A 21,220-nucleotide genomic window follows, 5' to 3' on the forward strand; every position below is an offset into this window, starting at 1 on the left:
TGGATCCACCCATTCCATCCATCGGGATCATGAGCGGGGGCATGTCGAATCTGCAATGGAAACACGCGCGAGCCTCGGTTGCATGCGCGCTGCTGGCTCTTCCTGGCTGTGCCGCGCGCAAGGCAACCGCCTGCGACACACCACCTCCGATCTACACACGGGTCGATGCGGCGACGGATGGCGTCAACCCAGACGCGCTCGGCCGCTCGCTACCCACGGTGGTGCAGTTCCTCCAGCTCAAGGACACCGTCAAGCTGGAGCGGGCGAGTTTCCAGAAGCTCTGGTCGGAGCCCAAGGAGTTCCTGGGCGAGGATCTGCTGCTCACCTCGGAGTTCACGGTGGCTCCCGGCCGTGAGACGGGGCGCTGGATGAAGCGCGATCCCAAGGCTCAATTCGTGGCGGCGATCGGGTTGTTCCGCCAGCCGCTCGGCTACTCGTGGCTCGCCGTCGCGAAGCTCCCGCCCGTTCCCGCCAACCAGTGCGAGGAACAAACCGCGGGGGACCGAGACATCCTTCCCACGTCGCAAGACACACAGCTTCGTTTCAAGCTCCAGGGCTACCAGATCGACTTCCTGCGCCCTTCGAGGAGAAAGCCATGAGGGCCCCGCAGCGCATCATCTGGTCGGAGGGGATGTTCATGAGTCCCCACCATCTTCAACAACTGGATCTGTATCACGAGACACTGGTGGAGAGCCGATTGGGCTCGGTGTGTCTCTACCCGTGGGGAGTGTCGTCCATGCAGTTCGACATGGAGGCGCTCCGCGCTGGACAGGTCAACCTCCTGGAGTTCCTGGGCGTCCTGCCGGACGGCCTGCCCGTGGCCTTCGAGGCCGGGCACGAGGAGTCGCCCGCGGCGAGGCCCGTGGAAGGCCACTTCCGTCCCACGCAACAGATGATGGAGGTGTACCTGGGCATCCCCAAGGAGCGCAGCGACGTCGAGAGCTATGGCGCCGCCGGGAAGCTGGGCGCCAACCCTCGCTTCACGCCTCGCAGCCGCCCGGTGGGAGATCTGCACGCCGCCACCTCCGTGGTGCAGATCGCCTTCGCCCAGCGCAACGTGAAGATCCTGTTCGGCGATGAGCCTCGAGACGACTTCGACTCGATGAAGATCGCCGAACTCACGCGGGACAAGTCGGGGAGCCTGGTGCTCGTCGACAACTACATCCCGCCCGTCCTTCGCATCAGCGCCTCTCCGTTCATCATGAACGAGCTGCGCTCGCTGCTGCGGCTGCTGGTGTCCAAGCAGCGGCAGCTTGCCTCGCGGCGCCGGCACCGGGACGCCTCGGCGCTCGAGTTCACCGCCTCTGACGTGACGTTGTTCCTGGAGCTGCATGCCCTCAACGGCATCATCCCCTACCTCTCGCACGTCATCGAGGCGGGCAACATGCGCCCGCATGACCTGTACCTGATGTTGAGCCGGTTCGGGGGCCAGCTCTGCACCTTCTCGGCGGACGCGGATCCGGCCTCGATGCCGCCCTTCCAGTTCACCAACCTCCGCGTCACCTTCGAGGAGATGTTCCGGAAGCTGCTGCAGCTCATGCGCGCGGTGGCCCTGGAGCAGTGCCTCACCGTGCCGATGGAGCTGGGCTCGGATGGGCTCTACCGCGCGAAGCTCGAGGACGAGCGGATCGAGCGCTGTGGACAGTTCCTGCTCATGGTGCGCAGCGAGCTGCCGGAGCAGGTCGTCGCGGATCAGCTCCCCAAGCTTTCGAAGCTGGGGAGCTGGTCGGAGATCCAGGGGCTGGTCCAGGCCACCACGCCGGGAGTGCCGCTCCAGGTCACCTACCGGCCGCCTCCGGAAGTGCCGGTCCGCCCGGGTGCCTCGTACTTCTCGCTCTCGATGCAGGACGGAGGCTGGCGGACGGTGCTGCGAGAGCACGCCGTCGCCCTCTACCTGCCGCACCCCTTCAGCTCCGCCAACACCTCCATCGAGCTGCTCGCCGTGCCCACCGTGGGCCGGTGAGCCACCAGCCCTCCCCCGCCTCCCGGAATCGACATGGACCGAGTCAACGAAGTCACCAAGGACTGCTTCGACACCATCATCCGCCTTCGCCAGGCGGAGGCGTCTCAGGTGCCTCCTCCCGAGGTGCTGAACCATCGCCTCCGCGGCGTCACGGATGAGGTGCTCCGGCGTGCGGCCGTCATGGGCTTCAGCCACCAGGACGCCCAGGACATGGGCTACGCGCTGGTGGCGCTCATGGACGAGATCGTCCTCAACAAGCCGGAACCTTACCGGCAGTTCTGGATGAGCAACCTGCTGCAGCTCCACTACTTCAACGAGACCGTCGCGGGAGAGAGCTTCTTCAACCGCATCAACTCCATCCGCAAGGATCCACACCGCGCGGAGGTGCTGCGGGTCTACTACCTCTGTCTCCTGTTCGGCTTCCAGGGCCGCTACCGCATCCGCGGGGGTGAGCTCGAGCTGATGAGCCTCATCGACGCCGTCCAGAAGGACCTGGAGCGTGCGCAGCCCTTCGACTTCGACGTGCTCGCGCCGCACGGAGAGCGCCCGGTGGAGAACCTGGCGATGGCCCGCCGCCGGCTCTCTCTCACCTCGGCGGCCCTGGTGGCGATGGCGGCCGCTCTCCTCTTCTACGGAGGGCTCTACTTCGCCCTGGATCGCACGTCCTCCAGCATGCTGCACGACATCGAGCTCCACATGGCCACGGTCGCGAAGGAGGCACGGTAATGCTCTACGCCATCGTCGTCCTCCTCCTGGGTGCCATCTGGGGAGGCACCTATTACTTCCACCAGCCCATCATCCCGAGCCTGATCGTCACGGGCGTGGTGATGTTCTTCACCCTGATGATCGTGCTCGTCCGCCGCCTGCGCGCTCGCGCGAAGAAGAAGAAGGAACAAGCGGCGGAGAAACCTCCCGCGCCTCCTGCTCCCGAGACAGCCAAGCTGGCTCGCATCGAGCCAGCTCCCGAGATCCAGGCCATGCAGACCGAGTTCGCGCGAGCGGCCTCGGCGCTGAAGACCTCCAAGCTGTCGCGCGGCGGCCGGGATGCCCTCGCCGCGCTGCCCTGGTACCTGGTCATCGGACCGCCGGACTCCGGCAAGAGCACGGCCTTGCGGAACTCGGGGCTGAAGTTCCCCTACCTCTCCAACAGGGGCGGCGGCGCCGGCCGGGTCGTGGGGTCGACGCGCCACTGTGACTGGTGGCTCACCAACGAGGCCGTGTTCCTGGACGCCGCGGGCCGCTACGTCACGGGCGACGAGGACCGCGAGGAGTGGGTCTCCTTCCTCGACACGCTAGGCAAGTACCGCCCTCAGCGTCCGCTCAACGGGCTCATCGTCACGGTGAGCGTGAACGAGCTGATGGGGGCGGATCCCCAGGCGGCGGGAGAGCTGGGGCAGCGCATCCGCGAGCGGATCGACGAGCTCACCTCCCGGCTGCGCATCGTGGTGCCCATCTACGTGATGATCACCAAGTGCGACCTGCTCACGGGGTTCGTGGAGATGTTCTCCGACCTGCCTCGCTCCGAGCGAGGACAGATCTGGGGCTTCACCGTCCCGATGGCCACCCAGCCCGAGGCGCCCACGGAGCTGCTGCTCAAGCGCTTCGACGAGATGACGGGCATCCTCGAGCAGCGCTCGGTCCGCCGGCTCGGCCAGGAGCGCCGGCTGGAGACGCGCGAGCGCATCTACCAGTTCCCCCAGCGGTTCGACACGCTCCGCAAGAACCTCTCGGAGTTCATCCAGCCGCTCTTCCTGGAGAACGTCTTCCAGGACACGCCGGTGATGCGCGGCGTCTACTTCACCAGCGGCACGCAGGAGCTCCGGACGTTCGATCAGCGTCCGCAACCCACCGCGAGCGACGCCCTGGTCCCCGCCTCGAAGCCCACGGCCGAGACCGCGCTCGAGGGCCGCAGCTTCTTCATCTGGGACGTCTTCACCAAGGTCATGTTCCAGGACCAGAAGCTCGCGGTCCGCAGCTCCATGGAGGAGATCCGCCAGCGCAAGCGCCGCTACACCGTGGCCGGGGCCTGCCTGGCCATCACCGTGGCGCTGCTGGTGCTGCCCACCATCTCCTTCTTCAACAACCGGGACATGCTCCAGGAGGTCCGCGACAGCATCGTCTCCGTGAAGCTGGAGACCAACGATGACATCACCCGCATCCAGGAACTGAGTCCGCTACAGCAACACCTGGCGAAGCTGAACCGGTACCGGGTGGAGGGAGCGCCCGTGTGGATGCGCGTGGGCCTGTACAAGGGGGATCCGCTCTTCGCGCTCGCGCAGAAGTTCTACAACGGCCAACTGAAGTGGCTGCTGCTCGGCCGCCAGCATGAGCGCATCAAGCAGAACCTGGAGCTGTTCGCCGAGAACCAGGATCGCCCGGACTGGAAGCCCAGCAACGAGTCCTACGGCAAGCACTTCGACGACCTGAAGATGTACCTGCTCATCACCTACCCACGCACCCCACGCGAGCCGCTGCTCGACGAGTCTCAACAGTCCTGGCTCGTCAAACAGATGATCAAGCACTGGGAGGACATCCGCGGCCAGGGCGGCGAGGTGAACCTGGAGCAGGCCATCACCCGGCATGCGCAGACCTATATCGCCATGCTGGCGGCGGATCCCGAGCAACTGGCCTTCCCTCGAGACGAGCGGGTGATGATCTCCTCGCGGCGAGCGCTCAACCGGGTGCCGCTGGCCACCCTGGAGCTGGAGCGCATCGTCGAGCAGGCCTCTCGAGAGTACATCGGCGTGTCGCTGGGTGACGCCGTCGGAGCCGTGCCCTTCATGCGCGCCACCAAGCGGGTGCGCGGCGCCTTCACCCGGGTGGCGTGGGAGGACTGGGTCCGCGCGCGAATGGACTCCTCCTTCCAGGGCTCCGAGGCCTGGGTGCTCAACCGCGACTCCAAGGAGAACGAAGAGGCCAACCGCGCGGAGCTCCGCACGCGCTACTACCAGCAATACATCCAGGAATGGACGGACTTCCTCTACTCGGTCAGCGTCGATGCGCCCCAGAACTGGGACCAGACCGAGCTGCTCCTGGAGAGCCTCACGCGCGGCAAGCCGCCTCCGATCGGCAAGCTCTTCCGCACGCTCGCCTTCAACGTCCACCTGGAGAGCCCCAAGAGCGCGGGCGGCACGCTGACCAGCGTGACCAACGCCATCTCCCAGGTCTTCAACAAGAAGCCGCCGGCGCCCCAGGGCAACCCGCTCGTCGATCGCGCGACGTCCATCGGCGAGACGGAGCTGGGCCCGGCCGACGTGGAGCGGCACTTCGGAACCCTCTTGTCCTTCATCACCAAGCTCTCGGAGACCACGGACAAGGAAGAGAAGCTGACGCAGCTCGACTTCTACCAGGACCAGCTCGAGCTGGTGATGGGCACATTGCGCGAGGTGCGTGACAAGCCCAACGAAGCCGGCGTGCTCCTCGAGAAGCTCGCGTCGACGCGCAACAACGTCGAGCTGCTCATCAAGAGCCAGGAAGGAGGCCACGCCGTTTTCGAGCAGATCCTCCTGCCACCTCTCAAGCAGGTCCGGACCATCGTCTCGCGGGATGTCTCCGCCCAGAAGAGCCAGAAGTGGTGTGACGAGATCTTCACGCAGTTCACGACGCTGATGTCGCCCCGCTACCCCTTCAACAAGGACTCGCTGCTGGACGCGCCGCTGCCTGAACTCACGCAGTTCCTCCACCCCACCACCGGCTCCGTGAAGAAGTTCGTCCAGGCCCAGCTCTCGGCGGAGGTGATCCCTGACGGCCGGAAGTGGGAGTTCACGGTGAAGCCCACCAGTGGCGCGGGCATGTACAAGGACGAGCTGCTCACCTACCTGGAGCGCGTCAACGCCCTCGCCACGACGCTGTTCCCCGGAGACACCGTGGACCCACTCGTGCGCTTCACGGTGCGCCTGCGCCCCGGCAGCTCCGCGGACTCCTCTCCTTCGGACATCGCGTCCATCACCTTGACCGTGGATGGAGCCGAGGAGCTCTATCGCAACGGCCCGGACGACCGCTGGCGGTCGATGACCTGGCCTGGGCCCGCGGGCAAGCTCGGCGCGCACCTGCGCGTGGTGAACACCGCGGGCAACATCGCGGACCTCGACGCGCCGGGCGAGTGGGGCCTGTTCCGGCTCCTCGAGCGGGTGAAGAAGATCGAGCCCAGCCCGGACGGACGTTTCTTCACCGCCATCTGGGAGATTCCCGACCTGAACAACGCCCAGGTCTCCATCGACATCCGCCCGGAGCGCCTCGCCAACCCCTTCTTCGGCAACTCGGGCAGTCCCTCCTCGAAGCTGTTCCAGATCTTCAGAGACCCACGGCTGCGCCCACCGGCAGGCATTGCCCAGGCGGCGCAAGGCTGTGCCCCCCCCATCGCCAAGGCCACGTCCTCTCCCTGAGGGCTCGCCGCTCCAGGCGCTGAGAGCTTGCTGTGTCCCACGCCGAGCATCGGTGACGCCACCCGTCTGTCTTTGTCCCTCCTGTTGTCCCGCAGTCAGTAGCCAACCCGCAGTGTCAAACCAAAGGACCGGTCGCAGATGAGCAAGGAAACCTCCGTCGCCCCCACTGAGCGCGTCAACATCGTCTATCAACCCGCCACTGGGAACGCCCAGGAGCAGGTCGAACTGCCGCTCAAGATCCTCATGCTGGGGGACTTCACCGGGAAGCCGGATGACCGCCCCATCGAGGACCGCGCTCCCATCAACGTCGACAAGGACAACTTCAACGACGTGATGTCTCAGCAGAACCTCCAGGTGACCCTGGCGGTACCGGACCGGCTCTCCAACGAGGAGGGCGCAACGCTGCCGGTGACGCTGGAGTTCCGCAACCTCTCGGACTTCGCCCCCGAGAGCATTGTCCATCAGGTGCCGGAGCTGGAAAAGCTGCTCAAGCTCCGCGCCGCGCTCCACGCCCTCAAGGGCCCCCTGGGCAACATCCCCGCCTTCCGCCGCCGTCTCCAGGATCTGCTCAACGACGCGGACAGCCGCCAGACGCTGATGAAGGAGCTGGGCCTGAAGTCCGACGAGAAGAACGCGCCGAAGCAGTAACCCACTCGAGGTCACACTCCGATGAACACCGACAAGAATCTGCTGAAGAATGACTCCGCGGCTGCGGCCGAGACCCATGACTCGCTGCTCGACACCATCCTCGCCGAGGCCAAGCTCAAGCCTCGCGACGAGGGCTATGATGTCGCCAAGCACGGCGTGCAGGCCTTCATCGCCGAGATGCTGGCGCCCAACCGCTCGCAAGAGCGCATCGACCAGGCGCTCGTGGACGCGATGATCTCCGAGGTGGACCGGCGGCTGAGCGCCCAGGTCAACGAGATCCTCCACCACCCCACCTTCCAGTCCATGGAGTCGCGGTGGCGCGGGCTGAAGTTCCTCATCGACAAGGTGGACTTCCGCGAGAACATCAAGGTGGAGATGCTCAACGTCTCCAAGGAGGACCTGCTCAAGGACTTCGAGGATGCGCCCGAGGTCGTCAAGTCCGGCCTGTACAAGCTCGTCTACTCCAACGAGTACGGCGTCTTCGGCGGCAAGCCCTACGGGCTGATGTGCGGGGACTTCGACGTGGGCCCGGGCCCGCAGGACATGGCGCTGATGCAGAAGTGCGCTTCGGTGGCGGCCATGGCGCACGCGCCGTTCCTCACCAACGTGGGGCCGGAGTTCTTCGGCGAGAAGAGCTTCCTGAACCTGCCCAACCTCAAGGACCTGAAGTCCATGTTCGAGGGGCCGCAGTACGCGCGCTGGCAGTCGTTCCGCGACAGCGAGGACTCGCGCTACGTGGGCCTGTGCCTGCCGCGCTTCCTGCTGCGCCTGCCCTACGGCGAGGGCACCGTGCCGGTGAAGGCCTTCAACTTCACCGAGGACAGTGTCGGCTACCATAACCGCTACCTGTGGGGGAACGCCTCCACGGCGCTGGCCACCCGCGTGGCGGCCTCCTTCGCCAAGTTCCGCTGGGCGCCCAACATCATCGGCCCGCAGTCGGGCGGCGCGGTGGAGAACCTGCCGCTGCACAACTACGAGGCCATGGGGGAGATCCAAACGAAGATCCCCACCGAGGTGCTCCTCACCGAGCGGCGCGAGTACGAGCTGTCCGAGGAGGGCTTCATCGGCCTGGTGTTCCGCAAGTCCGCGGACAACGCGGCCTTCTTCTCGGCCAACTCGGCGCAGCGCCCGAAGATCTTCGGCGGCACCCCCGAGGGCAAGGCCGCGGAGACGAACTACCGGCTCAGCACCCAGCTGCCGTACATGTTCATCATGACCCGCCTGGCGCACTACATCAAAGTGCTCCAGCGCGAGCAGATCGGCAGCTGGAAGGAGCGCTCGGACCTCGAGCGCGAGCTGAACAACTGGCTCAGCCAGTACGTCGCGGACATGGATGATCCGGCGCCCGCGGTCCGCTCCCGCCGGCCGCTGCGCAACGCGCGCGTGACGGTCGAGGACGTGGAGGGCCAGCCCGGCTGGTACCGGTGCAGCATCCAGGTCCGCCCCCACTTCAAGTACATGGGTGCCTCCTTCACCCTGTCGCTCGTCGGCAAGCTCGACAAGCAGTGACCCTCGCTCCACCCGGAGCGGGAGAGGACTGGGCGTCGCGGCTTGAAGCGCCCAGTGCAGTCCTCCTCAGCACCGGGCCTGACAACAGGCCCGGTACACCCCAACACCCCGCAGTCCATACGAGGCAGAAATGGCCGAGACAGTACACCTCTACCTGAAAGCAAACGGGACGGAGATCAAGGGCGAGAGCACCCAGGTCAGCCTGGGCCGCGAAGGCTCCATCGAGTGCGTCTACTACGAGCAGGGCGTCATCACCGCGCGCGAGGCGGGCTCCGGCCTCGCGACGGGCCGGCGCCAGTACCAGCCGCTGCTCATCCGCAAGCGCATCGACAAGTCCACCCCGCTGCTCATGAAGGCTCTGTGCGAGAACCAGGTCATCGAGGCGACCTTCAAGTTCTTCCGCCCGAACCCCACCGGTGACGGCACCACGGAGCAGTTCTACTCGGTGAACTTCAAGCAGGGCCGCATCAACACGATCAAGCAGGTGGTTCCGGACACCATTGTCCCGGCCACCTCCAAGGATCCGGCCCTCGAGGAGCTCACCTTCGTGTTCCACACCATCGGGTGGACGTACACCAACGGTGGCGTGACGCACGAGGATTCCTGGAGCGCGCAGCGCTAGTTGCGCCACTTCAGGGAGGCGTCCGTCCCCCGACGGCGGGCGCCTCCCTGGAGGTCTCTGCTCATGACACACCGAGGACTCTTCTCGCGGCTCAAGAGTGGCGACGTGCACACCTCGCGGCGGGGCGATCCCGTCGAGGAGGTGACCGAGCACCTTCGCATGCTGTTCAACACCCGCAAGGGGGAGTCCGTATCGGCTCCTGGGTTTGGGATCATGGACTTCAACGACATCATCCACACCTTCCCGTCCGCCATCGAGCGGATGCAGATGTCCCTGAGGCAGGCCATCCAGGAGTACGAGCCTCGCCTGAAGAATGTCGCCGTCGTGTACGTGCCCGACGAGCTGGATCCCACCAGCCTCAAGTTCGAGGTCTCCGCGCAACTGGTGCAGCGGGGCTCGCGTCGGCCCATCCGCTTCTTCACGCGGCTGGGGAGAAGCAGCCAGATCGAGCTGTGGTGAGTCCGAGGTCGAGGGCAATTCATGTTCAGCAAGTATTTCTTGAGTGAGCTGGCCTACCTCCGGGAGATGGGACGGGCCTTCGGCCTGGCCAACCCGGGCGTGGCCGGCATGCTGGTGGAGCGTGGCGCGGATCCGGACGTGGAGCGACTGCTGGAAGGGTTCGCCTTCCTGACGGCGCGCGTCCGCGAGCGCGTGGATGATGACATCCCGGAGATGGTGCACGTCCTGACGGACCTGCTGCTGCCGCACTACCTGCGGCCCGTCCCGGCCTCCACCATCATCGAGTTCACTCCCCAGGTGCGGGCCCTGCGCGGCCGCTCCACCATCCCCGCGGGGGTGGAGATCGGAGCGCGGCCACTCGATGGCACCTCGTGCGTCTTTCGCACCACGTCGGAGGTGGACCTGCTGCCCCTCACGCTCGAGGACGCGCTGCTCGACAAGTCGTCGGTCACCTCGCCGGTGCTGCGGCTCTTCTTCCAGGCCCACGAGCAGATCTACTCGGAGATCTTCCGGCCCCAGGGCCTGCGAATCTTCCTCCACGCCGAGCTGGCCACCAGCGCGCTCATGCTGCTGTGGCTGCTGCGCTACTGCCGCGGCGTGCAGTTCAACAACGACTACGGCAAGTCCGTGCAGTTGGGGGCCCGCGCCGTTCACGCGCTGGGATTCGACCGCGACTTCCGGCTGCTGCCCTGGCCTCGAGCATCCGAGGGGTACCGGCAACTGCAGGAGTACTTCACCCTCCCGGAGAAGTTCCTCTTCTTCGAGATCCGCGGTCTGGACGCCGTGCGGCACATCGCGAGCGACCGCTTCGAGCTGGCCCTCCAGTTCGAGCGCCCTCCCCCGCTGGAGGCCCGCGTGGGGCAGGAGATGTTCCGCCTCTACTGCGCGCCCGCCATCAACCTCTTCTCGTCCTCCGCGCACCCGCTGCGCCACAGCGTGCTGTCCCACGATCAGCTCGTGCGAGCCGAGGGTGTCGACCCCCGCCACATGGAGGTCTTCTCCGTGGACTCGGTGACGGGCCTGCAGGCAGGACTCAACGAGCGCCGCAACTACCGCCCCTTCTTCGAGTTCGCCCACGCCGCGGGAGATGGCATCGAGTCGGCCTTCTACCGGCTGCGCAGGGCAGCCTCCCCCATCGACGACGGCATCGACACCTATCTCTCGCTGGAGACGCCGCGCGACGTGATGCCCTCCATCGCGGAAGAGACGCTGTCCATCGAGCTCACGTGCACCCACCGCTCGCTCCCGACACGCCTCCAGGTGGGGGACGTCCACCTGCCGACCATCTCCTCTCCGACCAACGCGCGCTTCAAGAACATCTCACCGGTGAGCAGACCCGCGCGTGCGCCGCTCGGCACGGAGCTGCACTGGCGGCTCCTGTCTCACCTGGCCGTCAACCAGCAGACCCTGGGCGAGGTGGACGTGCTGCGCCGCCTGCTGGAGCTCTACAACTTCAAGGCGCTCACGGATGACCTGGCCGCGCGCGCCACGCGGTTGCGCATCAACGCCATCCGCTCCGTGGACGTGAAGGCCGGGACGCGGTTCCTCGAGGGCAGTCCACTGCGCGGCAACCGCATCACCGTGGCGCTGGATGAGACGAACTTCCTGGGCGCCGGCGACGCATTCCTCTTCGGCTGCATCCTCGACGAGCTGTTCGCCTCGAACGTGACCCTCAATTCCTTCAACGAGCTGGGCATCCGCCTCCAGCCCTCCCAGATGGAGTACTCGTGGTCCCCGCGCAACGGCTCCCAGTTGACCTTGTAGAAGCCTCGGAGGTCGTCAGCTCCGCGCCGTTCCGGCCCGGGTTCTTCCCGCTCGTGGCATTCCTCGAGCGATTGACCTCGGACGCGGCCCGCGTGGGCGAAATGGGGCCCGTGCTGGAGGAGCGCATCCGCTTCCGGCACGACCCCTCGCTGGGCTTCTCCACGAGCGACGTCAGCGCGGTGGTGCTGCGCGAGGTGCCCGCCCGTGCCGATGATCCCAACTCCCGGCGGCCCCTCTTCGAGGTGTCGACGACGTTCCTGGGGCTCACGGGTTCCTCGTCACCGCTACCGCTGTACATGGCTGAGGAGGTGGCCCAGGAGGATCCGGACGAGTCGGTCCAGCGGGAGTTCCTGGACCTGTTCCATCACCGGCTCCTGTCGCTGCTGTACCGCATCGAATCCCGGTATCGCGTCACCCGGGAGCTGACCGCGAGCTGCACCGATCAGTGGTCCCGCCGCATCCTGGCGCTGTCCGGGTTCGACACGTACGAGCGGGCCTGGCCGGGCATCCTTCCTCCGTGGCGGCTGCTGCGGATCGCCTGTCTGCTGGTCAGCCGGGTCCGCACCGCCGAGAAGCTGGAGATGGCGCTGCAGGACGTGCTCGCCGCAGAGCTGGAGGGAGCCAAGGTCACCGTCCGGCAGTTCGTGGGGCGGTGGGTGGACATCGACGCGCGCATGCAGCTGGGCGTCGTGAACAACCTGCTCGGCCGCAACACGCTGCTGGGCGGCAGGGCGTACGACCGGATGGGACGGTTCCAGGTGGAGATCGGTCCCCTCTCTCCTCGCGCCTGGCGCCGACTCATGGCGGACGGAGATCTGTATCCGCTGGCGCGGGAGATCGTCTCTCTCTTCGTGAAGGATCCGCTCGAGTACACCTTCGAGCTCTTCCTCTCGGAGAGCGTCACTCACACCTTCACCCTCTCCAGCGGCTGGCCGTCGAAGCTCGGGCGAGACACCTGGCTCGGCACGAACCGGCAGAACCGCCTGACCGTTCCGGGGGCCTCATGAGCACGCGACCCCCTCTGATTCGATTTCCCCTGTCCCGAGCCGAGACCTTCATGCGTTCCCTTCCCCTCCTCATCAGTGCGGGCCTGAGTGCCCTCCTCCTGGCCTGCGCCTCCCAGCCTCAGCCGAAGCTGTGCATCGCGGAGGCCGCCATGTCCGACCGCATCGTGCCCACGCCCGATGACTGGTTCGCGCTCCTGCTGCACGGCTTCGATCGCGAGCAGGGTGTGGCGCCCTCGCCCAGCGTGGACTGCTCGGGAGTGCCCGTGGTGTGGCAGGAGCCCCAAGCGGAGGAGTGCCGTGAGCCGGGCCCCGAGGCGAAGCCTCTGCCACCTCCTGAGCGCCTCACCAACGAGGACCTCGTCCTGGAGACGATCGAGGCCAATCAGCGGCTCGTCTGGATTGTCGCGCGGCGCTTCACGAACGGAGAGGGACTGGGGCCCGTCGGACTGGTGGAGCGAACCACTCAAGGCTTCGTGGTCCGGGCCCTGGGGAGCCTGCGTGCCTATCCTCGACAGGCCCGGCTGCGCCTGGAGACGGCGGGAGAGGTCAAGGTCCTGGTCGCCGAGGGCGAGGTCTGCACGGATGAGGCACCACCCACCTGCCGCCGCATGGCGCGTGTCCTGCCCCTTCGTCAGGGACGCTTCTTCGCGGAGGCGGTGGCGAGCAACCGCAACGGGGGCTGCCTGGGTCCCGCCTGGTTCCCCTTGAGCCGTGAGAAGGAGCTCTCGCTGCCCAATGGGCTGCACAGCAAGGTCGAGTTCACGTCCACGCTGTCGGTGAAGCCGGAGGGCATCGTGCTCGACGAGCAGGTGGTGATGTCCATCCTGGATCCTCAGCAGCCCGCGATGCCTCCCATTCCCTACCGCCGCGCCCAGGCCCAGCGGGTCCTGGCGGTGAAGGACTCCCGACTGGTGGGAGACGAACCCTCCGTCTGGGTGAAGCTCCTGGAGCCGGAGCTGGTCGCGGGAGCGAAGTTCCTGGAGCCCGCCCCCGTGCACATCCCGGGAGCAACGGTGCCTCCCGAATCCAAGACGGCGGAGGTCCAGCCGTAGTCCTGTGAACGAAAGAGGGCCTCTCCATGGACAAGCCTGACGACATGCTCAGCATCTCGGTGACGGGCCGTGGAAACACCGTCGCCTATGGACCCACGCGCGAGCAGAAGCCCGAGGAGTTCGCGGTTCCCGTGCTCATCTTCGGAGCTTCGGGACGCACGGGGCAGTGTCTGGTCGAGCAGGCCCTCGCGGCAGGTCACACCGTCACGGCCTTCGTGCGCAGCCGCAGCACGCTGTCGGCCAGACACCCCAAGCTGCATATCGTGGAGGGGGATGTCCTGAACCCCGACGCGGTGGACGCGGCCATGCTGGGACAGCGGGCCGTGCTGTCCGCGCTGGGGTTCTCGGGCCGGCGGGCGAGCGATTCGCTGGTCAAGGCCATGGAACACATCGTGACGTCCATGCAGCGCTACCGGGTCCACCGGTTCGTCAGCCTGGCTCCGCCCCCCGCGAAGGATGGCTGGGTGCGGCGAGGGCTGATCGGCAGGCTGCTCTCCCCCTTCCTCCAGAAGCCGCCCGCGCAGAGCTGGGAGCGGCAGTTGGATTCCATCCGCGGCAGCCCTCTGGAATGGGTGCTCGTCCGCCCTACCCGGCTCACCAACGAGCCCGCACGCAAGAGCTACCAGGTTTCCGTCGGATGGACCGAGGTCCCCGACGGCATCTCTCGGGCCGACGTAGCGATGTTCATGCTCGAGCAACTCCAGAACCGGCGCTACGTCCGGCTCTCTCCCGTACTCGGGGGCTGATCCCTCTCATCACCCAGGAACCCGCCCCATCCCTATTTCCCAATCCCTTCCCTGACTCCTGTTGCACCCGAGGGCATGTCTTATGGATGCACGATCCACAGTACTCGGCAGTCCCTTGTTGTTCCGGTTCGCGATCTCCGGGTGTCCCGAGAACCTGCTCGTGGTGCGGTTCTCCGGCCACGAAGCCATCTCCAGCCAGTACGAGTTCCAGTTCGAAGTGGCCTGTGAGGATCCGGCGATGGACTTCGCGAGCGTCATCGGCCAGCCCGCGGTGCTGAGCATGATGAGCGAGTTCCAGCCGCGCTTCGTCCACGGCATCGTCAGCCGCTTCGAGCACGTCAACAACCTGCCGCGCAACGCCATCTACCAGGTCACCGTGGTGCCGCAGGTGTGGCGGCTCAAGCACCGGCACGACAACCGCATCTTCCAGCAGATGACGACCCAGGACATCATCAAGAAGGTGCTCGAGACAGCGGGCATTCCGAGTGACCGCTTCCGGTTCTCGTTGAATGGCTCGTACGAGCCGCGCGACTACTGCGTGCAGTACCGAGAATCGGACTGGGCCTTCATCAGCCGGCTCCTGGAGGAGGACGGCCTCTTCTATTACTTCGAGCACTCACTGGACAAACACGTGCTCGTCATGGGGGACAGCGCGGCGGCGTGCAATCCCATTCCCGCGGGGCTCAAGGGCGAGACGTTGCCGTTCCGCCGGGTGACGGGAGGTGTCATCACGGAGGACCACGTCCAGCGGTTCCGGTTCGCCGAGGAGATCCAACCCGGACAGCTCGCCCTGAGGGACTTCAACTTCAAGAAGCCCACCATGCCGATGGACGGGAAGTTCCAGGCCGAGAAGGACTCGGACCTCGAGGTGTACGACTACCCGGGCGAGTACCAGATGCCCGGGCGCGGCACGGCGGCCAAGAGCGACACGATTGCCCAGATCCGGCTCGAGGAATGGCAGTCCGTGAGAAAGGTGGGCTACGGCGAGAGCGACTGCGAGCGCTTCACGCCGGGCTTCATGTTCACCCTGGCCGAGCACATCCGGGGGGACTTCAACACACGCTACCTGCTGACCAGCGTGGGGCATCAGGGCTACCAGCCCCAGGTGCTGGATGAAGAGTCCGGCGGCGGTGACTTCAGCTACTCCAACCACTTCTCGTGCATCTCCGCGGAGGTGCCGTACCGGCCTCTGCGCGTCACGCCGAAGCCAGTGGTGAGAGGCGTGCAGACAGCAACCGTGGTGGGGCCCTCGGGCGAGGAGATCTACACGGACGAGTTCGGACGGGTGAAGGTCCAGTTCCACTGGGACCGGGAGGGCAAGAGGGACGAGAAGAGCTCGTGCTGGATCCGCGTGAGCCAGCTCTGGGCAGGCGAGTCCTGGGGTGGCATGTACATTCCGCGCATCGGCCAGGAGGTGATCGTCGACTTCATCGAGGGAGATCCGGACCGGCCCATCATCACCGGGCGCGTGTACAACGGTGACAATCCTGTGCCGTACGCGCTGCCGGACGAGAAGACCAAGAGCACGATCAAGTCGAACAGCTCTAAGGGTGGCAACGGCTACAACGAGATCCGGTTCGAGGACCGCAAGAAGTCCGAGCAGATCTTCATCCATGCCGAGCGGAACATGGATAAGCACGTCAAGAACGACTCGTTCGAGAACATCCTCCACGATCGGCATCAGACGATTGGCGCCGAGGGCAAGGACGGGAAGGTGGGCGACCAGAACGAGATGGTCTTCCGCGACAAGAACCTGAAGGTGCACCGCCACAGCCAGGACCACATCGGCGGAGACATGAAGATGCTGGTGGGTGGCATTGACGGGCCTGGCGACGTGGACATCGTCATCAAGTCCAACAAGAAGGAGCTCATCCACAAGGACAGCCACCTGCACGTGAAGGGCGTGCTGAACGAGCAGGTGGACAAGACGCAGTCGCTCACGGTGGGAGTGGATCTCCAGGTGAAGGTGGGAGCCATCCACGCGATGGAGGCCGGCAAGGAGATCCACCTGAAGACGAAGAAGGTGGTCATCGAGGCCGAGACCGGCATCACCCTCAAGGGGCCGGGTGGATTCATCACCATCGACAGTGGAGGCATCGCCATCAAGGGGACGCTGGTGAACATCAACAGCGCAGGGTCCGCGCTCTCCGGCAGCGGGGCCAAGCCGACCGCGCCCACGGATGCGGTGGAGGCCCAGCCCACGAAGCCTACGCTCGCCGATGACGGCAAGAAGTGAGGTGATTCATGCCGCCCGCCGCACGAATCACGGACATGCACGTTTGCCCCAAGGTGGAGCCGGGACCCGTCCCTCACGTGGGCGGCCCGACGACCTCGGGTGAGTCCACCGTCATCATCGGCTTCATGCCGGCAGCTCGCGTGGGAGATTCCCTGCTCTGCGTGGGGCCGGGAGTATCGGACTCGATCTCTCAGGGTGAGCCCACCGTCATCATCGGGAACAAGCCCGCAGCCCGCCTGGGAGACCCCACGTCGCACGGGGGCGTGCTGGTCGCGGGATGCCCCACGGTGATCATCGGGTCTTCCGCTCAAGGGCAGACCATCATTGTCGCAGCGCAGAGCGGAACTCCGTTCTGCGAAGAGTGCGAGAAGCGAAAGAAAGCCCTGGCTGCTCAAGCGGCTCAAGCTCAGGCGGCGAAAGACGCCCCCGAAGAGACACAAGATGCTCCCGCCTCAGCCACTGACGTGCCCGCGCCACCCTCCGCCCCAGCCGCGGCAGCAGCATCCAACAGCGCTGCTTCCAAGCCCAAAGGAGGGGCACACCCCGAAACAAAGAAAGCCGCTAGCTTTGGCAGCACCTTGCATTCCGATAAGCCAGGGAAGCTTCCTGATCAGCTTCGTCAGAAGTTCCCTGAAACCCAATTGGAATTCACCAAACCTGGCCAGGCTGGCCAAGATGTGAAAGTCGTCGGAGGCAAACACCCTTCAGAATACGAAGGGTCGACCTGGAAGCCCGGAGTCGATTTCGGGGACTTCAAGCCAGATACTCCTTCAGGCCGTGCCACATTCAAGTCTGATCAAAAAAACAAATGGCAGGAGGAGACGCAACTGCTACCCTACGATCCGAAAACAGGGAAGCTCAAATGACTTCGCGACAAATCAGGCTTGGCAGCGTTCAAGTCACGGTCCCAGAGGACTGGACTGACATCACCGACGAAGTAGAGTCCCCCGACAAGCCCTACACGCTCGCGGATTCCGAAGATGGCGTCGGGGCATTGCAGTTCTCCGTGGGGCTCTACAAGAGCGGGCCTATACCCAATCCGACCCGAGCCGATCTGCGCGACATGGTGCTGAAATTCGGTGAGGCTCGCGAACTTGGGGATGCACTGGACGACGCAACGTTCGAGACGGATTCGCTCGTTGGCGCGGGAATGAGCTATCATGCCGGAGAGAACTTCGTCCGTGTCTGGAATGTCTCGGACAAGAAGAACTTCGCACTCGTCACCTACGTCTGCCAGTGGGGCAAACAAGAACAAGAACTGTCCCTCTGCGAGGACATTGTTCAATCGCTTCGATTCGCCAATCCATAGCCAACCCGTTCCATGCCCTCGCTGATCGTCATACAGGCAGGCCGCCATGACTCATCGAATCGCCGACCGACGCGCCATCGTGCAGGTGCGCTGGGGCCCCATGGCCTATCGAAAGGCCGTGCTCGAACCAGGACAGGTTCTCCGCGTGGGAAGGAGCGAGGCCACGGGTCTGGCTTTGCCACATGACTCCCGGTTGGAGGAAGAGCACTTCGAATTGGCCTGGGATGGCTCCAGGTGCCGGATTCGCGATCTGAGGACCTCGGCAGGAACACTCCTGGATGGCAAGCCCATCAAGGAGGGCGTCGTCCCCCATGGCGGCTGGATACGTGCGGGGGGAACGGATTTCGTCACGTATGTCGAGCGTTACACTCCTGCCGATACAGCTGGGGATGAATCCGGGTCTGTCGCGGACAGTGAAGGCAGAAGCAAGGCATTGAGCCTGTTGGGCAGCCAGGATGGCTTGTATGCCGTGCTGGATGCCGCTCGGGACGCGCGGATACTCACGCTGCTGCGCGAGTCCGTGGAAGAACATCACTCTCTCTACGAAGGGCCCAAGGGCGTGGCTCTCGCGGAGGTGGCTCCCTACCTGGTGCGGTTACCCCGAGAATCGATGCTCTTGAACTCTCTGGTGGAGGAAGGTTGGGGCAAGGCCTGGGGGGTCTTCCTCACGAGCAACGCCTCGTTCACCGATACCCGCAGGCACTTCCGGAAGTTCCTGATGATTGAGCTCGAAGGCGCGGAGGGGCGTTTCTACTTCCGCTTCTACGATCCACGCGTCCTGAGTCAGTTCCTCCCGACCTGCGCCTCCCAGCAGAAAGCGGACTTCTTCGGTCCGGTCTCCTCCTTCATGTGCGAGACGCTCGTGGAGGATACGCATTCCCTCACCGTGCACCCGGCGTAACACATCGAGAACGAAGCTTCGCTGAATCAAGCCGCTCGCAAATCTCCTGGCCGGGGTGAGCGCAGCTTCTCTCCCCGCGCCACGGCCGCCACGATGCGCGCGAGTTGCTCCACTCCGTCTGAGAGCGCCGCGGGGCCCGGCTGGAGGATGAACGTGCTCTTCACCTCGTAGAGCTGATCGTCCACCACCGCCCTCACCTGAGCCCAGCCTGGCCGTTCAACGATCTTCTCCCGCTTCGCCTTCCGGCCACACCAGCTCGCGATGACCGCCTCCGGGTCCCGCTGGGCCACGGCCTCGGGCGTGTAGATGCGCCCCTTGGCGCCCTGCTGCTCTCGCGACTCGCGGCAGACGTCCTCTCCGCCGACCACCTCCACCAACTCCGAGCACCAGCGGATGCCCGAGATGAGTGGCTCGTGCCACTCCTCGAAGAAGATGCGTGGCCGGCGTGGCAGCTTCTCCGCTGCCTCCGCGTGCCTCTCCAGGTTCGCCGTCAACTCGTCCGCCAGCTTCTCCGCGGCCTCCGCTCGCCCCACCAGTGCGCCCACCACCCGGACGGTCTGGAGGATCTCCGCGATCGAGCGCTGGTTGAAGAGGTACACGGGCACACCGCGCTTGCACAGCTCCCGCCCCAGATCCGCCTGAAGGTCCGAGAACCCCAGCACCAGGTCCGGCTTCAGGTCCAGGATGCGCTCGAAGTTGGCATCCAGGAACGAACTCACCCTCGGCTTCTTGCGCGCCTCGGGCGGGCGCACCGTGAAGCCGGACACGCCCACCACCAGGTCTCCCGCTCCGATGCGGTACAGCGTCTCCGTCGTCTCCTCCGTCATGCAAACGATGCGTTGGGGATGGCGCGGCGAGGCGGAGAGCAGGCTGGCAAGCCGGGTGTTCATTGCCTGGACTCTACAAAGCATGAAACCTTTTGGCCCTCTCGGGGTTGGGGACACCGTGATGGTCGTGACGTCTCGTCGGACAGCCCTCTGGTGCGTAACCGCCCTCCTTGCCGTAGGGTGTGCCTCGTCCTCCAAGCCAACCGCGGCCCCCTCCGAACCCGCCATTCCCGCCCTGGCCCTGCCGAACACCAGCTGGAGCGAGGACCAGCGCGCCCTCCATGCACTGCGGCGCCTGGCCTATGGCCCCTCACCTCGGGACTGGCAGGAGGTGCATCAGGTCGGCGTTGCCCGGTGGATCGCCCTTCAGCTCCATCCGGAGTCGGTCCGGGACGACACTCTGGCAGCGCGGCTCGAACCACTCTCCACCCTCCGCCTCAGCACCGAGGAGCTGATCGACCGCTATCCACCTCTTCGGCAGCAGGCCCGCGAACTGGGCATGGTGCTGGAGACTCCGGAGGACCGCCGCGAACTCGCCGCCATGCTCGGCCCTGACGCCTTGCCCCGCCGTGTCTCGCAGGAACTCGTGGCCCAGAAGCTGATCCGGGCTGTCGAAAGCCGACACCAGCTCGAGGAAGTGCTCGTCGACTTCTGGTTCAACCACTTCAACGTCTCGGGAGACAAAGGGCCCGTGCGGTGGATGGTCACCTCCTATGAGCGGGATGCCATCCGCCCCCATGTCTTCGGGCGCTTCCGGGAGCTCCTCGGGGCCACCGCGCACCACCCGGCCATGCTCTTCTACCTGGACAACTGGACGAGCGTCCGCGACGGCTTCGAACCTGGCCGCCGCAAAGCCATTCCTCCCGCCCTCCGCAAGAACGCGCGCGGCATCAACGAGAACTACGCACGCGAACTACTGGAGCTGCACACGCTCGGCGTGGACGGCGGCTACACCCAGGAGGATGTGCGCGAGGTGGCTCGCGTCTTCACCGGCTGGTCCCTCGATCGGCCCCGTGTTGCACCCTCCTACGTCTTCCGCCCCAACGCGCACGACTTGGGCGAGAAGTTCGTGCTGGGGCGTAAGTTCCCCCCAGGTGGCGGTGAGCAGGAGGGCGAGCAGGTGCTCGACCTGCTGGCCCGTCATCCGTCCACCGCGCGCTTCGTCGCCACCAAGCTGGCTCGCAAGTTCGTCTCGGACGCACCTCCTGCCTCCCTGGTGGACCGCCTCGCCCAGGTGTTCCTCGACACGGATGGGAACCTGCGCGCCGTGTACACCGCGCTCTTCACCTCCCCGGAGTTCTGGTCCGACGACTCCTGGGGCGCCAAGACGAAGACGCCTTTGGAACTCGTGGCCTCCAGCATCCGCGCGCTCGGAGGCACCACCGACGGTGGCCCTCCACTGGCCCGGGCCGTCGAGCGCATGGGCGAGCCGCTCTACCGCGCCCCCGCCCCCACGGGATTCCCCGAGCACGCCACGCCTTGGGTCAACGCGGGCTCGCTGGTGACGCGCCTGAACTTCGCCCTCGCGCTCGCTGCCGACCGCGTGCGCGGTACCGATGTGGATGTGGTCGCGCTCGCCCCCAAACCCGCCGCACCGGATGCAGGCGCGCTGGTGGATACGCTCTCGCTCCATCTCCTCTATGAGCGACTCTCTCCCCAGACACGCACCACGCTCCTGGCCGCGCTGGAGCCCGGCGATGACGGCACCATGCCCGATGGAGAGGTGCGCCCCGTGGATGTGCGCCGCGCCGTCGGCCTCCTCCTTGGCTCCCCCGAGTTCCAAAAGCAGTGA

General features: G+C 65.7%; 18 protein-coding genes and 1 pseudogene. 18 read left to right on the plus strand and 1 reads right to left on the minus strand.

Annotation, left to right across the window (positions count from 1 at the left end; all coding sequences use genetic code 11):
• Nucleotides 1-41: 41 nt before the first annotated feature.
• The 17 genes and pseudogenes from tssJ to KY501_RS33265 all read left to right on the plus strand — a co-directional run bounded on the left by tssJ (nucleotide 42) and on the right by KY501_RS33265 (nucleotide 18,601).
• Nucleotides 42-599, plus strand: coding sequence for a type VI secretion system lipoprotein TssJ (tssJ, locus tag KY501_RS33185; protein ID WP_224367694.1), 558 nt, complete (start codon nucleotides 42-44; stop codon nucleotides 597-599).
• Complete coding sequence (gene tssK, locus KY501_RS33190) at nucleotides 596-1,963, plus strand: type VI secretion system baseplate subunit TssK (protein WP_224367695.1); 1,368 nt, start codon at nucleotides 596-598, stop codon at nucleotides 1,961-1,963. Before tssJ ends, tssK begins: the two co-directional genes overlap by 4 nt.
• A 33-nt stretch (nucleotides 1,964-1,996) precedes the next feature.
• Nucleotides 1,997-2,689: a DotU family type IV/VI secretion system protein gene (locus KY501_RS33195; protein ID WP_224367696.1), complete on the plus strand. Its 693-nt coding sequence runs from the start codon at nucleotides 1,997-1,999 to the stop codon at nucleotides 2,687-2,689.
• Complete coding sequence (tssM, locus tag KY501_RS33200) at nucleotides 2,689-6,348, plus strand: type VI secretion system membrane subunit TssM (RefSeq protein WP_224367697.1); 3,660 nt, start codon at nucleotides 2,689-2,691, stop codon at nucleotides 6,346-6,348. Before KY501_RS33195 ends, tssM begins: the two co-directional genes overlap by 1 nt.
• 138 nt (nucleotides 6,349-6,486) lie before the next feature.
• Nucleotides 6,487-6,996, plus strand: a complete 510-nt coding sequence (tssB, locus tag KY501_RS33205; protein WP_224367698.1) for a type VI secretion system contractile sheath small subunit — start codon at nucleotides 6,487-6,489, stop codon at nucleotides 6,994-6,996.
• 21 nt (nucleotides 6,997-7,017) lie between these two features.
• Nucleotides 7,018-8,505: a type VI secretion system contractile sheath large subunit gene (gene tssC, locus KY501_RS33210; protein WP_224367699.1), complete on the plus strand. Its 1,488-nt coding sequence runs from the start codon at nucleotides 7,018-7,020 to the stop codon at nucleotides 8,503-8,505.
• A 130-nt stretch (nucleotides 8,506-8,635) separates the two neighbouring features.
• Nucleotides 8,636-9,127: a type VI secretion system tube protein TssD gene (gene tssD / locus KY501_RS33215; RefSeq protein ID WP_224367700.1), complete on the plus strand. Its 492-nt coding sequence runs from the start codon at nucleotides 8,636-8,638 to the stop codon at nucleotides 9,125-9,127.
• A 63-nt stretch (nucleotides 9,128-9,190) separates the two neighbouring features.
• Nucleotides 9,191-9,586, plus strand: a complete 396-nt coding sequence (gene tssE / locus KY501_RS33220; RefSeq protein WP_224367701.1) for a type VI secretion system baseplate subunit TssE — start codon at nucleotides 9,191-9,193, stop codon at nucleotides 9,584-9,586.
• A gap of 21 nt (nucleotides 9,587-9,607) precedes the next feature.
• Complete coding sequence (tssF, locus tag KY501_RS33225) at nucleotides 9,608-11,350, plus strand: type VI secretion system baseplate subunit TssF (protein WP_224367702.1); 1,743 nt, start codon at nucleotides 9,608-9,610, stop codon at nucleotides 11,348-11,350.
• Nucleotides 11,314-12,357, plus strand: coding sequence for a type VI secretion system baseplate subunit TssG (gene tssG, locus KY501_RS33230; protein WP_224367703.1), 1,044 nt, complete (start codon nucleotides 11,314-11,316; stop codon nucleotides 12,355-12,357). The genes tssF and tssG overlap by 37 nt, the downstream gene beginning before the upstream one ends.
• A 50-nt stretch (nucleotides 12,358-12,407) precedes the next feature.
• A complete protein-coding gene (locus KY501_RS33235) occupies nucleotides 12,408-13,409 on the plus strand; it encodes a hypothetical protein (RefSeq protein WP_224367704.1) in 1,002 nt (333 codons plus the stop codon).
• Between the two features lie 26 nt (nucleotides 13,410-13,435).
• Nucleotides 13,436-14,155 carry an NAD(P)-dependent oxidoreductase gene (locus KY501_RS33240; RefSeq protein WP_224367705.1) on the plus strand — a complete coding sequence of 240 codons (720 nt, stop codon included), beginning with the start codon at nucleotides 13,436-13,438 and terminating at the stop codon, nucleotides 14,153-14,155.
• A 118-nt stretch (nucleotides 14,156-14,273) separates the two neighbouring features.
• Nucleotides 14,274-16,391 carry a type VI secretion system tip protein TssI/VgrG gene (locus KY501_RS33245; protein ID WP_224367706.1) on the plus strand — a complete coding sequence of 706 codons (2,118 nt, stop codon included), beginning with the start codon at nucleotides 14,274-14,276 and terminating at the stop codon, nucleotides 16,389-16,391.
• 8 nt (nucleotides 16,392-16,399) lie between these two features.
• Nucleotides 16,400-16,678 (plus strand): annotated as a pseudogene (locus tag KY501_RS54045) (PAAR domain-containing contractile injection system baseplate protein); the annotation flags it as partial.
• Complete coding sequence (locus KY501_RS33255) at nucleotides 16,679-17,257, plus strand: hypothetical protein (protein WP_224367881.1); 579 nt, start codon at nucleotides 16,679-16,681, stop codon at nucleotides 17,255-17,257.
• Nucleotides 17,254-17,700, plus strand: a complete 447-nt coding sequence (locus KY501_RS33260; RefSeq protein ID WP_224367707.1) for a hypothetical protein — start codon at nucleotides 17,254-17,256, stop codon at nucleotides 17,698-17,700. Before KY501_RS33255 ends, KY501_RS33260 begins: the two co-directional genes overlap by 4 nt.
• A 46-nt stretch (nucleotides 17,701-17,746) precedes the next feature.
• Entirely contained in the window at nucleotides 17,747-18,601 is an 855-nt protein-coding gene (locus KY501_RS33265) for a DUF4123 domain-containing protein (RefSeq protein ID WP_224367708.1), read from the plus strand.
• 26 nt (nucleotides 18,602-18,627) lie between these two features.
• Here KY501_RS33265 and KY501_RS33270 read toward each other — a convergent pair whose 3' ends face one another.
• Complete coding sequence (locus tag KY501_RS33270; protein WP_224367709.1) at nucleotides 18,628-19,491, minus strand: cobalamin-binding protein; 864 nt, start codon at nucleotides 19,489-19,491, stop codon at nucleotides 18,628-18,630.
• 58 nt (nucleotides 19,492-19,549) lie between these two features.
• Here KY501_RS33270 and KY501_RS33275 point away from each other — a divergent pair, with 58 nt between their 5' ends.
• The gene (locus KY501_RS33275; protein ID WP_224367710.1) at nucleotides 19,550-21,220 is read left to right on the plus strand and encodes a DUF1800 domain-containing protein; all 1,671 of its coding nucleotides are present in this window, start codon (nucleotides 19,550-19,552) and stop codon (nucleotides 21,218-21,220) included.

Source organism: Hyalangium versicolor, from assembly GCF_020103695.1.
GTDB lineage: Bacteria > Myxococcota > Myxococcia > Myxococcales > Myxococcaceae > Hyalangium > Hyalangium versicolor.

Coding starts and splice junctions, on each gene's coding strand:
- tssJ (WP_224367694.1), top strand. CDS start 42: ATGTCGAATCTGCAATGGAAACACGCGCGAGCCTCGGTTGCATGCGCG.
- tssK (WP_224367695.1), top strand. CDS start 596: ATGAGGGCCCCGCAGCGCATCATCTGGTCGGAGGGGATGTTCATGAGT.
- KY501_RS33195 (WP_224367696.1), top strand. CDS start 1,997: ATGGACCGAGTCAACGAAGTCACCAAGGACTGCTTCGACACCATCATC.
- tssM (WP_224367697.1), top strand. CDS start 2,689: ATGCTCTACGCCATCGTCGTCCTCCTCCTGGGTGCCATCTGGGGAGGC.
- tssB (WP_224367698.1), top strand. CDS start 6,487: ATGAGCAAGGAAACCTCCGTCGCCCCCACTGAGCGCGTCAACATCGTC.
- tssC (WP_224367699.1), top strand. CDS start 7,018: ATGAACACCGACAAGAATCTGCTGAAGAATGACTCCGCGGCTGCGGCC.
- tssD (WP_224367700.1), top strand. CDS start 8,636: ATGGCCGAGACAGTACACCTCTACCTGAAAGCAAACGGGACGGAGATC.
- tssE (WP_224367701.1), top strand. CDS start 9,191: ATGACACACCGAGGACTCTTCTCGCGGCTCAAGAGTGGCGACGTGCAC.
- tssF (WP_224367702.1), top strand. CDS start 9,608: ATGTTCAGCAAGTATTTCTTGAGTGAGCTGGCCTACCTCCGGGAGATG.
- KY501_RS33235 (WP_224367704.1), top strand. CDS start 12,408: ATGCGTTCCCTTCCCCTCCTCATCAGTGCGGGCCTGAGTGCCCTCCTC.
- KY501_RS33240 (WP_224367705.1), top strand. CDS start 13,436: ATGGACAAGCCTGACGACATGCTCAGCATCTCGGTGACGGGCCGTGGA.
- KY501_RS33260 (WP_224367707.1), top strand. CDS start 17,254: ATGACTTCGCGACAAATCAGGCTTGGCAGCGTTCAAGTCACGGTCCCA.
- KY501_RS33265 (WP_224367708.1), top strand. CDS start 17,747: ATGACTCATCGAATCGCCGACCGACGCGCCATCGTGCAGGTGCGCTGG.
- KY501_RS33270 (WP_224367709.1), bottom strand. CDS start 19,491: ATGAACACCCGGCTTGCCAGCCTGCTCTCCGCCTCGCCGCGCCATCCC.
- KY501_RS33275 (WP_224367710.1), top strand. CDS start 19,550: ATGGTCGTGACGTCTCGTCGGACAGCCCTCTGGTGCGTAACCGCCCTC.